Consider the following 15,765-nt stretch of genomic DNA (forward strand, 5'->3'; position numbering starts at 1 on the left):
CGCCCCTTGTGCCGTCGGGTCCGACGGGTGAGGATCGTTCGATCATCGCGACGAGGCGGGAGATGCCCCATGACGGTCGACGGCCCGGTGGCCAGGCGTGAACGGATCACCGCCCTGGTCACGTCCCGCGGCAGCGCCCGGGTCAGCGACCTCGCCCTCGAACTGGGCATGGCGGCGGTCACCGTCCGTCGCGACGTCGAGGCGCTCGCCGAGCAGGGTCGACTCACCCGGCGGCACGGGATCGTGACCGCCGCGTTGCCCGGGGGTCCGGTCCTGGGCACCGTCGTGGCGGTGTCGTCCTCCTCGGGGGCCTACCTCGGCGAGATCCTGCACGGCGCGCGCGAAGCCGTCGCCGCGCACGGCGGCCGCTACGTCCTCGAGGTCGCCCGGGGGCCGGTGGCGACGCGGACGGCCATCGAACGGGCGGCGAGCACCCGCGGGGTGTCCGGCATCCTCTACGCCCCGCGGTGGCACTCCCCCGAGGAGGTGAGCGAGGACGTGAGCGTCCCGTCCTGGCCGACGTCACCCCCGCTCGTCCTGCTCGAGCGGTTCGCTCCCCGCGGATCCGCACTCGCGCAACGGGACGCCGTCCGCAGCGACCACGCCACGGGGGTCCACCTGGCCCTGTCGCACCTGCGCGCCCACGGCCACCGGCGGATCCTGACCTTCTGCCGCGACGACTCCCCGACCTCGCGCACCGTGCGCGCCTGCCTGCCCGACGCCCTGCGCTCCCTCGGTCTGCCGGTGCTCGCCGAGCCGCTGCTGTCGGCCGACCACGCCGACCAGCAGCACCGGCTGACGGCTCCCGACCCGGTCGAGGCGGTGCGCCGCCACGGGGCGACGGCGATCCTCGTGCACGCCGACCCGGACGCCCTGTCCATGCTCCCGCGGTTCGCCGGCGCGGGGATCCGGGTGCCGGACGACCTCAGCATCGTGACCTACGACGACGTCGTGGCGGGACTCGGCGAGGTACGCCTCACCGCCGTCGCACCGCCCAAGCGCGAGGTCGGCCGGGCCGCGGTGGACCTGCTGGGGTGGCGCACGACGGCCTCCGACGCCCCCTGCCGCCACCTGGAGATCGCACCCCGGCTCGTGGAACGGCACAGCGTCCGAGCGATCGATCACCGTTGATCGAACGGTCTTGACCTGTCCGGCCCACCGCCGGGACGGTGACCCCGTGCCAGCGAAGATGCGGGCCGCGCTCGCCATGAGCGCCGCCAGTCGCGACCGGGTCGTGGACCGGACCTTCCTCGACCGGCTGCGTGCGGTCGTGGACCTCGACGAGAACCTGCTGAGTGAGTTCACCAGCCCGCGGGCGCTCGGGGTCCTCACCGGGGTGGACGTCCTCGTCACCGGGTGGGGGTGCCCGGTCCTGGACGCGGAGGTGCTCGACGCCGCGCCCCGGTTGCGCGCCGTCGTGCACGCGGCGGGGTCGGTGCGTCACCACGTGAGCGCCGCCTGCTGGGAACGCGGGATCCAGGTGTCCTCGGCCGCGGCCGCGAACGCCGTCCCCGTCGCGGAGTACACCCTCGCCATGGTCCTGCTCGCCGGCAAGGCCGTCCTGCCCGCCGCCGACGCCTTCCGCGTCGAGCGCGCCCGGACCGCGATGCGGTTCAGCGAGTCGGCCGGGAACTACCGCTCGACCGTCGGGATCCTCTCCGCCTCCCTCGTCGGTCGCCGGGTGCTGGAGCTCCTGCAACCGCACGACCTCGAGGTCCTCGTCCACGACCCGTTCGTCCCGGACTCCGAACTCAGGGCACTGGGCGCCGAGCCCGTGAGCCTGGCGGAACTCGCCCGGCGCAGCGACGTGTTCAGCGTCCACACCCCCCTGCTGCCCGAGACCCGCGGTCTGGTGGACGCCCGGGTCCTCGCGTCGCTGCGGGACGGCGCGACCCTGGTCAACACCGCGCGGGGTGCCGTCGTGGACCCCGAGGCGTTGACCCGCGAACTCCTCAGCGGCCGGCTCCGCGCCGTCCTCGACGTCACCGATCCGGAACCCCTGCCGCCGGGTTCGCCCCTGTGGTCGTGCCCGAACGTCCTGCTGACCCCGCACGTCGCCGGATCGCTGGGCAACGAGATGCGCCGGCTCACCGCCGCCGCCGCCGACGAGGTCGAACGTCTCGCGGACGGCCTGCCGCTGGCCCACCCCGTCGCCCACCCCGCCCTGTCCCGCACCGCCTGAAGGAGTTCCGCTGGTGTCCCTCCTCGAGAACGTCCCCGAGGACCGCGTCCTCTCCCCGCTCACCGGCTGGACCCGCGCCCACTGGCTCGCCGTGGCCGACGACCTGCTGCTGGCCGTCCGGCCGTGGGCGACCCCGGGGTTCGGGCGCATCGACCTGCCGGGGGAACCCGCCCGTGCGGGGTGGGTCTCCGACGGTCTGGAGGGTTTCGCCCGGACGTTCCTGACCGCGGCGTTCCGGGTCGCGGGCGAGGGGGGCGCAGACCCGCACGGGCACCTCGGGAACTACCGCCGAGGGCTCCTCGCCGGAACCCGGGACCCGGGTTCCGACGACGCCGAGTCCTGGCCGGTGATCCGCTCCGTCCGGTCCGGCGGGCAGCCGATGGTGGAGTCCGCCTCCATCGCCCTGGCGCTCGACCTCACCCGCGAGTGGTTGTGGGACAGGCTGTCCGACGATGAGCAGGACCGGGTCGAGGCGTGGCTGCGAGGCAGTCTGCGCCACGAACCCGCACCCAACAACTGGTACCTGTTCCCGATGGCGGTCGCCTCGTTCCTGACCGGCGCCGGACGCGGGGACGCCGAGACGGAGGCAGCGATCTCGCGCGCCCTCGACCTGCTGGAGGGCTGGTACCGCGGGGACGGGTGGTACACCGACGGCGACGGCCGGATGTTCGACCACTACGTCGGCTGGGCCATGCACCTCTACCCGGTGCTGTACTCCCACCTGCGCCGCGACGAGGACCTCGGGAAGCGGTTCGGCGCGCGACTGCGGGAGTTCCTCACGACGTTCGCCCTGACCTTCGACGGCAACGGCGCACCCCTGCACCAGGGCCGGTCGCTGACCTACCGGTTCGCCACCGTCAGTTCGGTGGCCCTCGGGGCGGTCACCGGGAACACCCCGTGGGCCCCCGGCGTCAGCCGGACGCTGCTGAGTTCCGGGGTCCGCTACTTCCTGGACCGCGGCGCCACCACCGACGGGCTCCTCACCCGCGGGTTCCACGGCCCGCACCCCGCGAGCGTCCAGGGCTACTCCGGACCCGGTTCCCCGTACTGGTCGTCCAAGGCGTTCTCCGCGCTCCTCGCCGGTCCCGACCACCCGCTGTGGACGGCCACCGAAGAACCCGTTCCCGCGCTCGCCCCGTCGCGGACGACCCCGGTCGCCCCCGCCGGCTGGCTCGTCCAGAACACCGCCGACGGCCTGGTCCGCGTGCACAACCACGGGTCCGACCACCACCGGCCGGGCGGCCCCGACGGGCGCCCCGACCCGTTCTACGCCCGACTCGCCTACTCCACGAGGACCGGCCCGACGTCGGCCCACAACGTCGCCGACAACACCGTCGTCCTCGGCGCGCGCGGGGTCGAAGGGGTCCGGCACGCCTTCACCCCCGCCGGGACCGGTCCCGGCTGGGCCGCGAGCCGGCACCACCCGGAGTTCGTCGGCACCGAACTCCCCCAGGCGGAGGTCCTCTCCCTCGTCCTCGCCCACGGCGCGTGGGAGGTCCGGGTCTTCCGCCTCGACGCCGTCCCCGCCGGGACCACCGTGACGGTCACGGGCTGGGCGGTGGCCGCGGACCACCCCGGTCTGCTGGAGCAGCAGCTGGACACGACGTCGATCACCCTCACCGCACCCGGTCCGAGCAGCCGGTTGCTCGCCGTCCGCGGCGTTCCCGACCTCGACGTCGTCCGCGCGCCCGCGGGCAACGCCTTCGGAGCCTGGGCCCTCGTCCCCCGAGCGCGCGGCCACGCCGGTGACGGCCTGGTCGTGGTCGCGGTCTCGCTCTCCGGGGTCGACCCCGGCCCGGCCCCGGAGGTCGTCCTCGACGGCGCCCGGGTGCGGGTGAGGTGGGCCGACGGCACCCGCTCGCAGGCCGACGTGGACGGGCCCGTTCCGCAGGTCGAGCCGGGATGGTGAGATGTGCGGTGTGGATCCCTTCACCGACGTCCTGACCGCCAACGCCGAGTACGCGAAGACCTTCGTCGACGACGGCCGTCCCGGGGTGGCCGGCTCCGGCCTCGCCGTGCTGACGTGCATGGACTCGCGCATCTCCCCGCTGGAGGTGCTGGGCCTGGCCAAGGGGGACGCGAAGATCCTCCGCAACGCCGGCGCCCGGGTGACCGAGGACGTGCTGCGCACCCTCGTCCTCGCGCACTACCTGCTCGGCGTGGACCGCGTCCTCGTCCTCGCCCACACCGACTGCGGCATGACGAAGAACACCGACAGCGACGTGCACGCGAAGGTCCTCGCCCAGGGCGTGGACTCGCGCAGCATCGACTTCCGCACGATCTCCGACCAGCGCACGACGCTCGTCCACGACGTGCAGCGCATCCGGTCGTGGCCGTTCCTGCCGCCGAAGATGCCCGTCGCCGGCGGGATCTACGACGTGCGGACCGGGGCGATCGAACTCGTCGTGGACGCCGACGCCACCGCCGAGGAACCGCCCCGGGTCCCCTGACGGGTCACGGGGTCACCCGTCGCCGCAACGCGCGCACCTGATCGCCGTCGAGCCCGATCGAGCGCAGGTACCCGGCGCTGGACCCGAACCCTTCCGCGGCCGTCCGGTCGCCCGGGTACAGGTGCGGCGGGGTGTTCGCGCGGACGACCCGCCGGTCGGGCACAGGTGGACCCGTCCGGCAGCGGCAGTCCACCGAGGTCCGCGGAGTTGTCGAAACCGGCGAGAACTCCGCGACCCCGGGGAGACTCGGGCTTCATCGACTCTCGTCGGCTGCACCCGGTGGACCGTTCCGCACCCACGTGACCTCTCGCACCCCGTCGATCACCTCTCCGGACCCGGTGGGTGCGAAACCCCGCTTGCGGTAGAACGCCTGCGCCCGGCGGTTCGGCTCTGCGACCTCCAACACCGCGGGTTCGGCCGGCAGGACGACGGCGTCGAGGAGAGCCGACCCCGCGCCCGAACCGTGGTGGGCCGCGTCCAGGTAGATCAGGTGCAGCCGCTGGATGTCGGCGTCGGACGGACCGGACATCGCGATGCTGACCACCACGTCGTCGACCTCGGCGACCGCGATCCGGTTCGCGCTCCACCGTTCGTCGGTGAGGGCGCCGATCCAGAACCGTTCCCGGGAACTCAGCAGCCCCGCGTCGTCGAGCACCGCGTCCGCCACGAGACCCCGGTAGGTCTGCCGCCAAGAGTCGACGTGGACCCGCGCCACGGCCCGCGCGTCGGCGACGAGCGCACGTCGGACGAGGAACCCCGCGGTCACGGGCCGATCCTGGTGTCGTCCCAGCACCGCTGCTACGTTCCGCACGACTGCACGTGCTCGCCCCACCACAACCTGGAGCCGTCGTGACCGCACCGTCCCGTCGTTCGTTCGTCGCCGCGGTCGCGGGGGTGGGTGCCGCCGCCGCCGCTGTGGGCGGCGCACCTGCCGCCTCGGCAGCCGAGGAGACCACCGCGCGCCGCCGACCGCCCCTGACCGCGTCCGTCACCCTCGCGCCGGGGCTGACGCCGAAGGCCGTCACCGGCCGCGTCTACGTCATCCTCACCACGGACGCCGGCAGCGAGCCGCGCGAGCAGGCCGGCGACGTCGCCGACGGGGTGCCGTTCTGGGGCCTCGACGTCACCGGCCTCGCCCCGGGCCGCAGCACCACCGTCCCCCTGGCGGCCCCGGCCGTCGGGTTCCCCCTCGCCGACGCCTCGTCGCTGCCCCCCGGCACCTACCGCGCACAGGCGTTCTTCAACGTCTACACGCACTTCTCCCGCTCCGACGGTGCGGAGATCGACCTGCACCTGCCCGGCGGCGACGGCCACGACGTCTTCGCCTCCACCGGAAACCTCTACGGCCCCGTCGTGGAGGTCACCGTCCCCGCGACCGGGGGCCGGGGAACCGTGCACCTCACGCTGGACACGGCCGTGCAACCCTCCGAACCGGTCCCCGCGGGCGGCACGTCGCAGCAGGGCAACCCCGAGGAGTCGCAGCACGTCAAGCACGTGAAGATCCGCAGCGCGGTGCTCTCGGAGTTCTGGGGCCGCGACACCTACGTGGCCGCCGACGTCCTGCTGCCGCTGGGTTACGACGAGGCGGCGAACCGGACCGTGCGCTACCCGATGGAGCTGAACCACGGTCACTTCCCCGGTGACGCACCGCGGAGGTTCACCGAGGACGGGAGCAACGCGTTCAGCGCGTACTGGCTCTCCGGCACCGCACCGAAGTTCATCACCGTGACCTTCCGCCACGAGAACCCCTACTACGACGACTCCTACGCCGTCGACACCGCGAACATCGGCCCCTACGGCACCGCGCTGAACACGGAACTGCTGCCGGAGGTCGACCGTCGCTTCCGCACCATCGGCGCGCCGTGGGCCCGCGTGCTCTCCGGCGGCTCGACGGGCGGTTGGGAAGCCGCGGCCACGCAGATCTTCTACCCCGACCTCTACCAGGGCGCCTGGGCCGGTTACCCCGACCCGCTGGACTTCCACGCCCACCAGCTCGTCGACGTCTACGGCGACGACAACGCCTACGTCACGCACCACGCCTACCTCGACGTGCCCGTGCCGTCGGCGCGCGAGGTCAGCGGCAAGTCGCAGTACACGATGGGGCAGGAGAACGGCTGGGAGCGCGCGCTCGGCAGCCGCGGCCGCTCCGGACTCGGGCAGTGGGACGTCTGGCAGGCGGTGTTCTCCCCCCGCGGTGACGACGGCTACCCGAAGCCGATCTGGGACAAGACGACGGGTGAGATCGACCACGACGTCGCCGCCTACTGGCAGGACCACTTCGACCTCGCGACCTACGTCGAGAAGCACTGGGACGACCTGCGCGAGAAGCTCGACGGCCAGCTGACCATCTACGTGGGCGACGCCGACACCTACTTCCTCAACGACGGCGTCAACCTGTTCAAGGAACGCGTCGACAAGCTCGCCGGGTCCAACGTCACGTACCGGTTCGGCCGCAACCAGCCCCACGGCTGGGAACCCTGGACGACCCGGGAGTTCTACGACCTGCTGGCCGACCACGTCGTCGCCCAGGCCCCTGCCGCCCAGAAGGGCTCGCTGACCTCCTGGCGCGCCGCCGCGAAGCCGGCCGACGCGACGGGCAACGCAACGCTCGGCTGATGGACGAAGGGATCGGGCAGAGGGGGACAGCACCCGGGTTCCTCCTCTGCCTCGGCTCCCCTCCGGCGCTGCGGCGGCATGCAGCGGAGACGGGTACTGACAGGGACTCCCTGCCGGGCTCGGCGTCTCCTACCGTGGAGGACGGCCCGCAGGGGTCGCCGCAGCACGTCGCCCGACGACGGCGGCACCACCTGACCCCACCGATCGACCCGCACCCGACACGCCCAGGAGAACCTCCCTTGTCCAGCACGGCACGGACGCCGGCCGGGAGCGGACCCTCCACGCCAGGCATGACCCCCGCCAGGACCCTGCTGTTCGCGATCGCCAGCGGTACCGCCGTCGCGAACCTCTACTGGTCCCAGCCCTTGCTGGAGGAGATCGGCCGCTCCCTCGGGGTCTCGAACGCGAAGGCGGGAACGCTGCTCACCGTCACCCAGGTCGGGTACGCGCTGGGCATCCTGCTCGTGGTGCCCCTCGGTGACGTCCTGGATCGACGCGGCCTGGTGCCGATCGTGCTGACCGTCTCGGCGGTCGCGCTGGGCCTGGTCGCCGCCGTCCCCGGTTTCCCCCTCGTGCTGGGGGCACTGGGGCTGGTCGGCTGCACGACGGTCTCCGCCCAGATCCTCGGCCCGCTGGCCGGAGACCTCGCCGAACCCGACCAGCGCGGCCGTGTCGTGGGCACGGTCGTCTCCGGTGGGCTCATCGGCATCCTGCTCTCGCGCACCATCGCGGGGGTGGTCGCCGACCTGGCGGGCTGGCGCAGCATCTACGCCGTCGCCGCCGTCGCCGCGCTGCTGCTGGCCGTGGCCCTGCGCCGCGCCATCCCCGAACTACCGACCCGCCCGGGCGTTCCCTACCCGCGCCTCATCGCCTCGGTCTTCACCCAGGTCCGCCGGCGACCGTCGGCCCAGGTCACGATCGTCCTCAGCGTCGTGAACTTCGGGGTCTTCACGATGTTCTGGACGGCCCTGACCTACCTGCTCTCGGCGGAGCCCTACTCGTACTCCCTGAGCACGATCGGCCTGGTCGGTGTGGCCGGCCTGCTCGGGGCTCTCGCCGCCCGCGGGGTGGGCCGACTCCACGACAGGGGCTGGTCGGTACCGGCCAACGGGTTCACCCTGACCCTGGCCCTGCTGTCGATGGCGGCGGCCGGTCGGTTCGGGCACCACGTCATCGCGTTGCTGGTGACCATCGTGGTCTTCGACGTCGCGGTCCAGGGTACGAACGTGCTGAGCCAGACCCGGTTGTTCGCCGCCGCGCCCGAGGCCCGCAGCCGGTTGAACACCGCCCTGGTGACGGCGAACTTCGTCGGGGCCGCGTGCGGTTCCGCCGTCGCCGGCGTCCTGTGGCGGGCCGGGGGGTGGAACGCGGTGACCCTGGCCGGGGTGATCGCCTACGGCGTGGCGTTGCTGGTGTGGGTGGTCGCCCGGCGGAGCCTGCGGACTCAACCGCCGCCACGGTCGGTGCACCCAGGTTGACGCGCTCGCCGAGCGGTGGTGATCAGGCACCGACGACGGTCGACAGCGACCTCAGATCGGCCACGGTCCAGTCGAAGGCGTCAGCGACCGTCGCCACCCCTTCCCCCGCACGCTCGACGAACGCCGTCCGCAGGCCGCGTTCCGCAGCGGCCCGCAGGTCCCAGGGGTGGGCGGCGACCATGACGACGTCCTCAGGATCGAGACGGAGCAGGTCCAGGACGAAGTCGTAGACCCGCGGGTCGGGTTTCGCCGATCGGACCATCTCGCTCGAGAGGGCGGCGTCCCACTCGATGCCGGCGGCGCGGGAACACTCCACCAGGGGCAGCAACCCGGCGTTGGAGAGGGCCACGACCCGGCAACGAGACCGCAGCGCGCGGATCCCGGCCGCACTGTCGCCCCACGCTGGTAGCCGGCGCCCGACGAAGCGCAACGCCTCGGGGTCCTCCACCCGGACGTCGTCGGGCACGGTGCGGGCGAGGGCCTCGGCGATCACCTGTTCCCAGGGACGCCAGGCCGCCGCGCCGGAGGCGATGGCCGCGATGTCACCGTCGACCTCCCCCAGCCACCGGTCGGTGAGTTCCGTCAGTTCCGCCCCGGTCGCTCCCGCGGCGGCGAGTGCGGCGCGGAAACCTCCCCGTTCGTCGAGCACGGTCCCGAGGACGTCGAAGACCGCGACCTGGGGTGTCATCACCGCACCATCTCCTCGAAGTGGCGGAGCATCCGCTCCGCGTCGGGTTCCACCCCGGTGAACCAGCGGAACGCGTCGACGGCCTGGAAGACGGCCATCCCTCCCCCGGTCAGCACCCGGCACCCGCGGGACCGGGCCGCGACGACGAGTGGCGTCTCGAGCGGTCGGTACACGACCTCCGCGACCCACTGCGCGGGGCGCAGCAGCGACACGTCGAACGGGACTCCCGGGTGCGCGGCCATCCCGGTCGGCGTCGCGTGCACGATCCCGGTGGCGTCGGTCAGGAGTTCCGGCAGGTCGGCCGGGCCGTGGGCGGAACCACCGACCACCGCGGCGACGGCCGCCGCCCGGGCGGGGTCCACGTCGACGACGGCCAGCGAGGACACCCCGGCGCGCCCCAGGGCGTGCGCGACCGCGGAACCCGCGCCGCCAGCCCCGACGAGAACCACCCGGTCGAGTTCGGCGTCGGGCAGGAACCGGGCCGACGATCGCTGAAAACCCGTCGTGTCGGTGTTGTGCCCGACCGCTCGCGACCCGTCGAAGACGACGGTGTTCACCGCGCCCAGTTCCCGGGCGTCGGGGTCGAGCTCGTCGAGGTGGGCGAGGACGAGCTGCTTGCACGGGTGGGTGACGTTGACCCCGGCCCACCCCTGCGAGCGGACCCGGTCCAGCAGCCGCCCGACGTCCCGGGCGGGCACCCGGAGGACGTCGAGGTCGAGACGACGGTACTCGCAGTGCATCCCGAGTTCAGCCGCCTCGCGTTCGTGCAGGGCCGGGGTGAGGGACGGCCCGATGCCGCTGCCGATCAACCCGACGAGGTACCTCACCCCTGCGAGAGCTCCGAGAGGTGCTGCCACCGCTTCCACTCCGCCAGCCGCGACTCGTAGTCGGCGGTGGCGATCCCGATCGGGGCGGTGCCGAAGAACACCCGCAGCGGCGGGTTCGGGTCGTCGACGAGGGCGAGGACGGCGGCGGCACTGGCGGCGGGATCGCCCGGCGAGGAGACCCGGCGCTCGCGGGCCTCCGCCGCCTTGACCCGGAACTCGTCGTAGGCCGGGAGCGGTGCGGAGTGCTTGGCGGAAGATCCGCCCCAGTCGGTGGAGAAACCACCGGGTTCGACGAGCGTCACCTTGATGCCGAAGTCGGCGACCTCGGCCGCCAGCGCCTGACTGAAACCTTCGAGCGCCCACTTGGAGGCGTTGTAGATGCCGATGTTGGGGAACGCCGAGATCCCCCCGATGGAGGAGACCTGGAGGACGTGCCCGCCGCCCTGGGTCCGCATGACGGGCAGCACGGCCTGGGTCACCCAGAGCGCCCCGAACACGTTGGTCTCGAACTGCGCGCGGGCCTCGGCCTCGGTGATCTCCTCGACCATCCCGAACTGGCCGTACCCGGCGTTGTTCACGGCGACGTCGATGCGCCCGAACCGTTCGAGGGCCTGGGTCACGGCGGCCTCGACGGCCCCCTTGTCGTCGACGTCCAGGGTCAGGGCGAGCAGGCGGTCGGGGTACTGTGACGCCAGGTCGTCGAGGCTGGCGGCGTTGCGGGCGGTGGCGACCACCTGGTCGCCGCGTTCGAGGGCCGCGACGGCCCACTCGCGGCCGAAACCTCGGGACGTTCCGGTGATGAACCACGTTTTGATCACGCGAGCATCATGCGCCGCTGCCGGAACGCCAACAACCCGGAAGCCGCGAGGACTCCCCCGACCACCATCGCCACCCGCAGGTCGACCATGAGCAGGAGTCCGCCCAGCCAGGCACCACCAGCGATCCCGACGTTGAAGGTGGCGTTGATGACCGCCGGGGCCGCGTCGCTGTCACGACTGGCCCGCAGAGCGGCGGTCTGCGTCAACGTCGGCAACCCACCGAAGGCTGCTCCCCAGACAACGACCAGGACGACCACCACGGCACCGTGCGACCCCAGGGCGGCCGCGGCCGCCAACAGGCACGCGGTCACCACGAGGACGGTTCCCGCCAGCGAGCGACCGGGGTAGCGGTCGACGAGGTTCCCGGACACGATCAGCCCGGCGAAGCTCGCTGCGCCGTAACCGAAGAGCACGGTACTGACACCGCCCTGCGAGACGCCGGCGGCCAGGACGATCGGGGTGATGTACGTGTAGGCCGTGAAGTGCCCGAGAGCGACGACCGCGGCGCCGAGGGCGACGGTGCGCAGGCGGCGTCCGCGCAGAGCCGTCAGCACCGAGGGCGGTGGTTCACCGGCGAACCGGGCGTCGTCGCGCGGCAGGACCACCAGCGCGGCGAGGGCGAACCCTGCGAGCAGGATCGACGCGGCACCGAAGGCCCACCGCCACCCCACGGCCTCCCCGAGCGCGGTGCCGAGCGGAACCCCGGCGGCCAGCGCCAGGGCGACGCCACCGTTGACGACGGCCAGGGCCCGGCCCCGGCGCCCGGGGGCGACCAGCGCGACGGTGGTGCCCACGACGACCGAGAAGATCCCGGCGTGCGCGACCCCGCCCAGCAGTCGCACGGCGACCGCCCAGCCGTATCCCGGGGCGAACAGGATCGCCGCGTTGCTCAGGGCGTAGAGGCTCAGCAGGCCGATGAGCACCCGTCGTCGCCGGAACCGGGCCAGCCACGCCGTCAACGGGATCGCACCCAGGGCCACCACGATCGCGTACGCCGAGACCCACCAGCCGATGCGGGACCGGTCGACGTCGAACGCCTCGGCGAGTTGCGGCAGCAAGCCCACGGGAAGAACTTCCGTGGTCACAGCCCCGAAGAGGGAGGCCGTCAGGAGGGCGAGCGGTGCGACGGGGAGTCGCTGCGGGGACGGCACGACCCGTAATATACTCGCGCACCGAGCAAAAGGAGAGGGATGTCGAACCGGCGGAACCTGGGCAGCGAACTGCTGCGGCTGACCCACCTGCGTCCGGGCCTCACCCGCGCCGACGCCGCCCGGGAACTCGGCACCGGGACGGGGACGACCGCCGAGATCGTCGTCCGGTTGCTGGCCGACCACCTCCTGTCCGAGGGCGAGGCCTCCTCGGAGGGCCGGCGCGGGCGACCGACCCGCCCCCTGCTCCCCCACCCGGACGGCCCGCTCGTGCTGGCCGCGGAGATCACCCACGAGGACTGGCGGCTGCGGGTCGTCGAACTCGGCGGGGCGACCCTGGCTGAGGCGGGCGGTCCGCACCCCTCGCACTCCCCCGACCCCGTGCTCACCGCGGTCCGGGCGGCGGCGCGCACGATGCTGCGCCGCTTCCCCCGCCGGGTGCGCGGAGCGGGACTGGCCGCTCCGGGCGTCGTCCGCGACGGCCACCTCCTCGAGGCGCCCCTGCTGGGCTGGCGCGACGTCGACCTGCGGACCGCCTGGCCGCGCTCCCCGGACCTGCCCGCCGAGGCCGTGCTCGCGGGCAACGACGCCCGGTGCGCCGCCGCGGCGGAGTCCGTCCGCGGCCGGGCCGTCGGGGCGAGGCTCGCCCTCCACCTGCACCTCGACGCCGGTCTCGGCGGTGCCCTGACCGCCGACGGGGAACTCGTCGACGGCGCCCACGGCAGCGCCGGGGAGTTCGGTCACCTGCCCTTCGGGGATCCCGCCCGCTCCTGCGGTTGCGGTGCCCGCGGTTGCTGGGGCACGGCCCTGGACGGAGCCGCCTTCGCCCGGTCGCTGCGGCAGGACGAACCCCACGACCCGGTCGCCTTCAGCCACCGCGTCCTGGACCGCGCCCGGCGCGGTGACGTCGAGGCGCTGCGCGCGGTCGCGGAGATCGCGACGAACCTCGGCCGCGGCATCGCGGGTCTGGTCAACGCGCTCGACGCGGACCTGGTCACCGTCGGCGGGTTGGCCGCACGCCTGCACGACGCGGCGCCCGACACCGTGCGCGCCGCGCTCGAGGAGGGGTCGATGACCCTGCGTCGCAGCACGCCCCCCGTGCTCACCAGCGGGGCCTTCGGCGCGGACGGTCCGCTCGTGGGGGCCGCGGAACTGGTCTGGTCGCGGTCGTGGGACCGGCTGGAACGCTCCCGGGGTGCAGGATGAGCCCGTGCCGGGGCCCATCCAGTCCATCGAACGCGCAGCGGCCGTGCTGCGGTTGCTGGCGAGCGCCGGGCAGGGTCTCGGGGTCGTCGACATCGGCAACGCGCTGGGCCTGGCGAAGACGACGGCGCACGGGATCGTCCGCACCCTCGTCGACGTGGGTTTCGTCGAGCAGGACGAGTCGGGCGACTACCGCGCCTCCCCCGGGCTGGCGGACCTGGGCCGACCCCGCATCGACGCGAACGACCTGCGCGCCCGGGCGGTGAACTGGGCCGACTCCCTGGCCAGCCGGACGGGGGAATCGGTGCGGTTGGCGATGCTGGCGGAGGGGCGGGCGCTCGTCGTGCACCACGTGTTCCGGCCCGACGACAGCGCGCAGGAACTCAGCACGGGCGCCTCGTTGCCGGCCCACGCGTGCGCGCTCGGCAAGGTGCTGCTGGCCTCGGCCCCGGTCCGCCCCCGGGGACGGCTCACGGCGATGACGGCGCGGACGACGACGGACCCGGCGGCGCTGCGCCGCACCCTGGCCGCGGTCCGGGAACAGGGCTGGGCGCTGGACGTGGAGGAGCTCGAGGTCGGCGGCGCGGGCATCGCCGCCCCGGTCCGCGACCTCGGCGGGCTGGTCGTGGGGGCGATCGGGATCGACGGCGACGCCGACCGCCTCGTGGACCCCCAGGGCCGACCGCGGGCCGGGCTGGTACCGGCCGTCCGCCACGCCGCGCGGTCCATCTCGCGGGGGCTCGGCGCGCGTGACCGCTGAACGGGCGGCATCGGGCAGGATGACCGGAGTGACCGAACAGCGCCCGGAACACCGCGGTTACGTCATCGCGATCGACCAGGGCACGACCTCGACCCGCTGCATCCTCTTCGACCACGCCGGCCGGCTGGTGGCGATCGCCCAGCGGGAACACCGTCAGCACTACCCGAGACCCGGCTGGGTGGAGCACGACGCGGCGGAGATCTGGCGCAACGTGGCGCGACTGGTCCCGCAGGCCATGGCCCAGGTGGAGGCCACCGCGGCCGACGTGGTGGCGATCGGGATCGCGAACCAGCGCGAGACGGTCGTCGCGTGGGACCGGCGCACGGGTGATCCGGTGAGCCCGGCGATCGTGTGGCAGGACACCCGCACCACGGAACTCGTCGAGGGTCTGGCGGCCGACGGTGGGTCCGACCGCTACACCGACGTCTGCGGTCTGCCGCTGACGACGTACTTCGCCGGGCCGCGCATCGGGTGGATGCTCGCCCACGACCCGGCCCTTCGGCGCCGCGCCGAGCACGGTGAGGTGCTGTTCGGGACGATCGACTCCTGGCTGGTCTGGAACCTGACCGGCGGTCCCGACGGTGGGCGGCACGTCACCGACGTGACCAACGCGAGCCGCACGATGCTGATGGACCTGGAGACGCTCGACTACTCGCCGCAGATGCTGGAGGTCTTCGACGTCCCGCGCCGGGCGCTGCCGGACATCGTGTCGAGTTCGCAGGTCTACGGGAAGGCGACCACGGTGGTGCCGGGGGCCCTCATCGGCGCGGCCCTGGGCGACCAGCAGGCCGCCCTGTTCGGGCAGACCTGCTTCTCCCCCGGGGAGGCGAAGTGCACGTACGGGACGGGCAGTTTCCTGCTGATGAACACCGGTACGGAGATCACCCGGTCGACCCACGGGTTGCTGACAACCGTCGCGCACCGGATCGGCGACGAACCCCCGGTCTACGCGCTGGAGGGTTCCATCGCGATCACCGGTGCCCTGGTGCAGTGGTTGCGCGACAACCTCGGTCTCATCTCGACCGCACCGGAGATCGAGACCCTCGCCCGCACCGTCGAGGACAACGGGGGGTGCTACTTCGTGCCGGCGTTCTCGGGGTTGTTCGCGCCGCACTGGCGCTCGGAGGCGCGGGGTCTGGTCATCGGTCTCACCTCGTTCGTGACCAAGGGCCACATCGCCCGCGCGGCGCTGGAGTCCACGGCCTGGCAGACCCGCGAGGTCGTCGAGGCGATGGACGCGGACTCGGGTCTGCGGCTGGCGTCGTTGCGGGTGGACGGGGGCATGACGTCGAACAACCTGCTGATGCAGACCGTGGCCGACGTCCTGGACGCCCCCGTGGTCCGGCCGATGGTCAGCGAGACGGTGTCGCTGGGTGCGGCCTACGCGGCCGGGCTGGCCGTGGGTTTCTGGCCCGACCTCGACGCCCTGCGCCGACGTTGGCACCGGGCCGGGCAGTGGACACCGTCGATGGCGCCGGAGGAACGTGAACTCGGGTGGGAGTACTGGCAGCAGGCCGTCCAGCGGACGTTCGACTGGATCCGGCACTGACGTCCAGCGCTGACGTCCAGCGCTGACGTCCGGCACTGACGTCCGG

At 73.3% G+C, this 15,765-nt stretch carries 15 protein-coding genes; 9 read left to right on the top strand and 6 right to left on the bottom strand.

The window, feature by feature from the left end:
* The first annotated feature begins 69 nt into the window (after positions 1-69).
* Genes ACFQ46_RS08360 through ACFQ46_RS08375 form a run of 4 tightly spaced genes read left to right on the top strand, consistent with a single transcriptional unit; the run spans position 70 to position 4,632 of the window.
* Positions 70-1,131, top strand: a complete 1,062-nt coding sequence (locus tag ACFQ46_RS08360; RefSeq protein ID WP_380259005.1) for a substrate-binding domain-containing protein — start codon at positions 70-72, stop codon at positions 1,129-1,131.
* Between the two features lie 58 nt (positions 1,132-1,189).
* The gene (locus ACFQ46_RS08365; protein ID WP_380259234.1) at positions 1,190-2,182 is read left to right on the top strand and encodes a hydroxyacid dehydrogenase; all 993 of its coding nucleotides are present in this window, start codon (positions 1,190-1,192) and stop codon (positions 2,180-2,182) included.
* Between the two features lie 13 nt (positions 2,183-2,195).
* A complete protein-coding gene (locus ACFQ46_RS08370) occupies positions 2,196-4,091 on the top strand; it encodes a DUF2264 domain-containing protein (protein ID WP_380259007.1) in 1,896 nt (631 codons plus the stop codon).
* 1 nt (position 4,092) lies between these two features.
* Positions 4,093-4,632 carry a beta-class carbonic anhydrase gene (locus ACFQ46_RS08375; protein WP_380259009.1) on the top strand — a complete coding sequence of 180 codons (540 nt, stop codon included), beginning with the start codon at positions 4,093-4,095 and terminating at the stop codon, positions 4,630-4,632.
* 4 nt (positions 4,633-4,636) lie between these two features.
* Here ACFQ46_RS08375 and ACFQ46_RS08380 read toward each other — a convergent pair whose 3' ends face one another.
* Together ACFQ46_RS08380 and ACFQ46_RS08385 are read right to left on the bottom strand one after the other, a co-directional pair.
* The gene (locus ACFQ46_RS08380) at positions 4,637-4,795 is read right to left on the bottom strand and encodes a hypothetical protein (protein WP_380259011.1); all 159 of its coding nucleotides are present in this window, start codon (positions 4,793-4,795) and stop codon (positions 4,637-4,639) included.
* Between the two features lie 90 nt (positions 4,796-4,885).
* Positions 4,886-5,398 carry a GNAT family N-acetyltransferase gene (locus tag ACFQ46_RS08385; protein ID WP_380259013.1) on the bottom strand — a complete coding sequence of 171 codons (513 nt, stop codon included), beginning with the start codon at positions 5,396-5,398 and terminating at the stop codon, positions 4,886-4,888.
* Positions 5,399-5,481: 83 nt separating this feature from the next.
* Here ACFQ46_RS08385 and ACFQ46_RS08390 point away from each other — a divergent pair, with 83 nt between their 5' ends.
* Positions 5,482-7,248, top strand: coding sequence for an enterochelin esterase-like enzyme (locus ACFQ46_RS08390; RefSeq protein WP_380259015.1), 1,767 nt, complete (start codon positions 5,482-5,484; stop codon positions 7,246-7,248).
* 290 nt (positions 7,249-7,538) lie between these two features.
* On the top strand, positions 7,539-8,726 hold the full coding sequence (locus ACFQ46_RS08395) for an MFS transporter (protein WP_380259017.1): 1,188 nt from the start codon (positions 7,539-7,541) through the stop codon (positions 8,724-8,726).
* Between the two features lie 22 nt (positions 8,727-8,748).
* On the opposite strand, the gene ACFQ46_RS08400 is transcribed toward ACFQ46_RS08395, so the two are convergent.
* From ACFQ46_RS08400 to ACFQ46_RS08415, 4 genes are read right to left on the bottom strand one after another with little or no spacing between them, the layout of a single operon-like run.
* Complete coding sequence (locus ACFQ46_RS08400; protein ID WP_380259019.1) at positions 8,749-9,414, bottom strand: haloacid dehalogenase type II; 666 nt, start codon at positions 9,412-9,414, stop codon at positions 8,749-8,751.
* Positions 9,414-10,241 (bottom strand): shikimate dehydrogenase, encoded by an 828-nt coding sequence (locus tag ACFQ46_RS08405; RefSeq protein ID WP_380259021.1) that lies wholly within the window; start codon positions 10,239-10,241, stop codon positions 9,414-9,416. The genes ACFQ46_RS08400 and ACFQ46_RS08405 overlap by 1 nt, the downstream gene beginning before the upstream one ends.
* Positions 10,238-11,059 carry an SDR family oxidoreductase gene (locus ACFQ46_RS08410; protein WP_380259023.1) on the bottom strand — a complete coding sequence of 274 codons (822 nt, stop codon included), beginning with the start codon at positions 11,057-11,059 and terminating at the stop codon, positions 10,238-10,240. Before ACFQ46_RS08410 ends, ACFQ46_RS08405 begins: the two co-directional genes overlap by 4 nt.
* Positions 11,056-12,210 carry an MFS transporter gene (locus ACFQ46_RS08415; RefSeq protein WP_380259025.1) on the bottom strand — a complete coding sequence of 385 codons (1,155 nt, stop codon included), beginning with the start codon at positions 12,208-12,210 and terminating at the stop codon, positions 11,056-11,058. The genes ACFQ46_RS08410 and ACFQ46_RS08415 overlap by 4 nt, the downstream gene beginning before the upstream one ends.
* Positions 12,211-12,249: 39 nt before the next feature.
* Between ACFQ46_RS08415 and ACFQ46_RS08420 the strand changes: the two genes are divergently transcribed.
* The 3 genes from ACFQ46_RS08420 to glpK are packed head-to-tail and all read left to right on the top strand — an operon-like array spanning position 12,250 to position 15,719.
* Positions 12,250-13,413 carry an ROK family protein gene (locus ACFQ46_RS08420; RefSeq protein WP_380259027.1) on the top strand — a complete coding sequence of 388 codons (1,164 nt, stop codon included), beginning with the start codon at positions 12,250-12,252 and terminating at the stop codon, positions 13,411-13,413.
* Positions 13,414-13,417: 4 nt separating this feature from the next.
* Positions 13,418-14,170 carry an IclR family transcriptional regulator gene (locus ACFQ46_RS08425; protein WP_380259029.1) on the top strand — a complete coding sequence of 251 codons (753 nt, stop codon included), beginning with the start codon at positions 13,418-13,420 and terminating at the stop codon, positions 14,168-14,170.
* A 19-nt stretch (positions 14,171-14,189) separates the two neighbouring features.
* The gene (gene glpK / locus ACFQ46_RS08430) at positions 14,190-15,719 is read left to right on the top strand and encodes a glycerol kinase GlpK (protein ID WP_380259031.1); all 1,530 of its coding nucleotides are present in this window, start codon (positions 14,190-14,192) and stop codon (positions 15,717-15,719) included.
* Positions 15,720-15,765: the final 46 nt, after the last annotated feature.

The organism is Kineococcus sp. GCM10028916 (genome assembly GCF_042674865.1).
GTDB lineage: Bacteria > Actinomycetota > Actinomycetes > Actinomycetales > Kineococcaceae > Kineococcus.

Coding starts and splice junctions, on each gene's coding strand:
- ACFQ46_RS08360 (WP_380259005.1), top strand. CDS start 70: ATGACGGTCGACGGCCCGGTGGCCAGGCGTGAACGGATCACCGCCCTG.
- ACFQ46_RS08365 (WP_380259234.1), top strand. CDS start 1,190: ATGCGGGCCGCGCTCGCCATGAGCGCCGCCAGTCGCGACCGGGTCGTG.
- ACFQ46_RS08375 (WP_380259009.1), top strand. CDS start 4,093: ATGTGCGGTGTGGATCCCTTCACCGACGTCCTGACCGCCAACGCCGAG.
- ACFQ46_RS08395 (WP_380259017.1), top strand. CDS start 7,539: ATGACCCCCGCCAGGACCCTGCTGTTCGCGATCGCCAGCGGTACCGCC.
- ACFQ46_RS08400 (WP_380259019.1), bottom strand. CDS start 9,414: ATGACACCCCAGGTCGCGGTCTTCGACGTCCTCGGGACCGTGCTCGAC.
- ACFQ46_RS08420 (WP_380259027.1), top strand. CDS start 12,250: ATGTCGAACCGGCGGAACCTGGGCAGCGAACTGCTGCGGCTGACCCAC.
- glpK (WP_380259031.1), top strand. CDS start 14,190: ATGACCGGAGTGACCGAACAGCGCCCGGAACACCGCGGTTACGTCATC.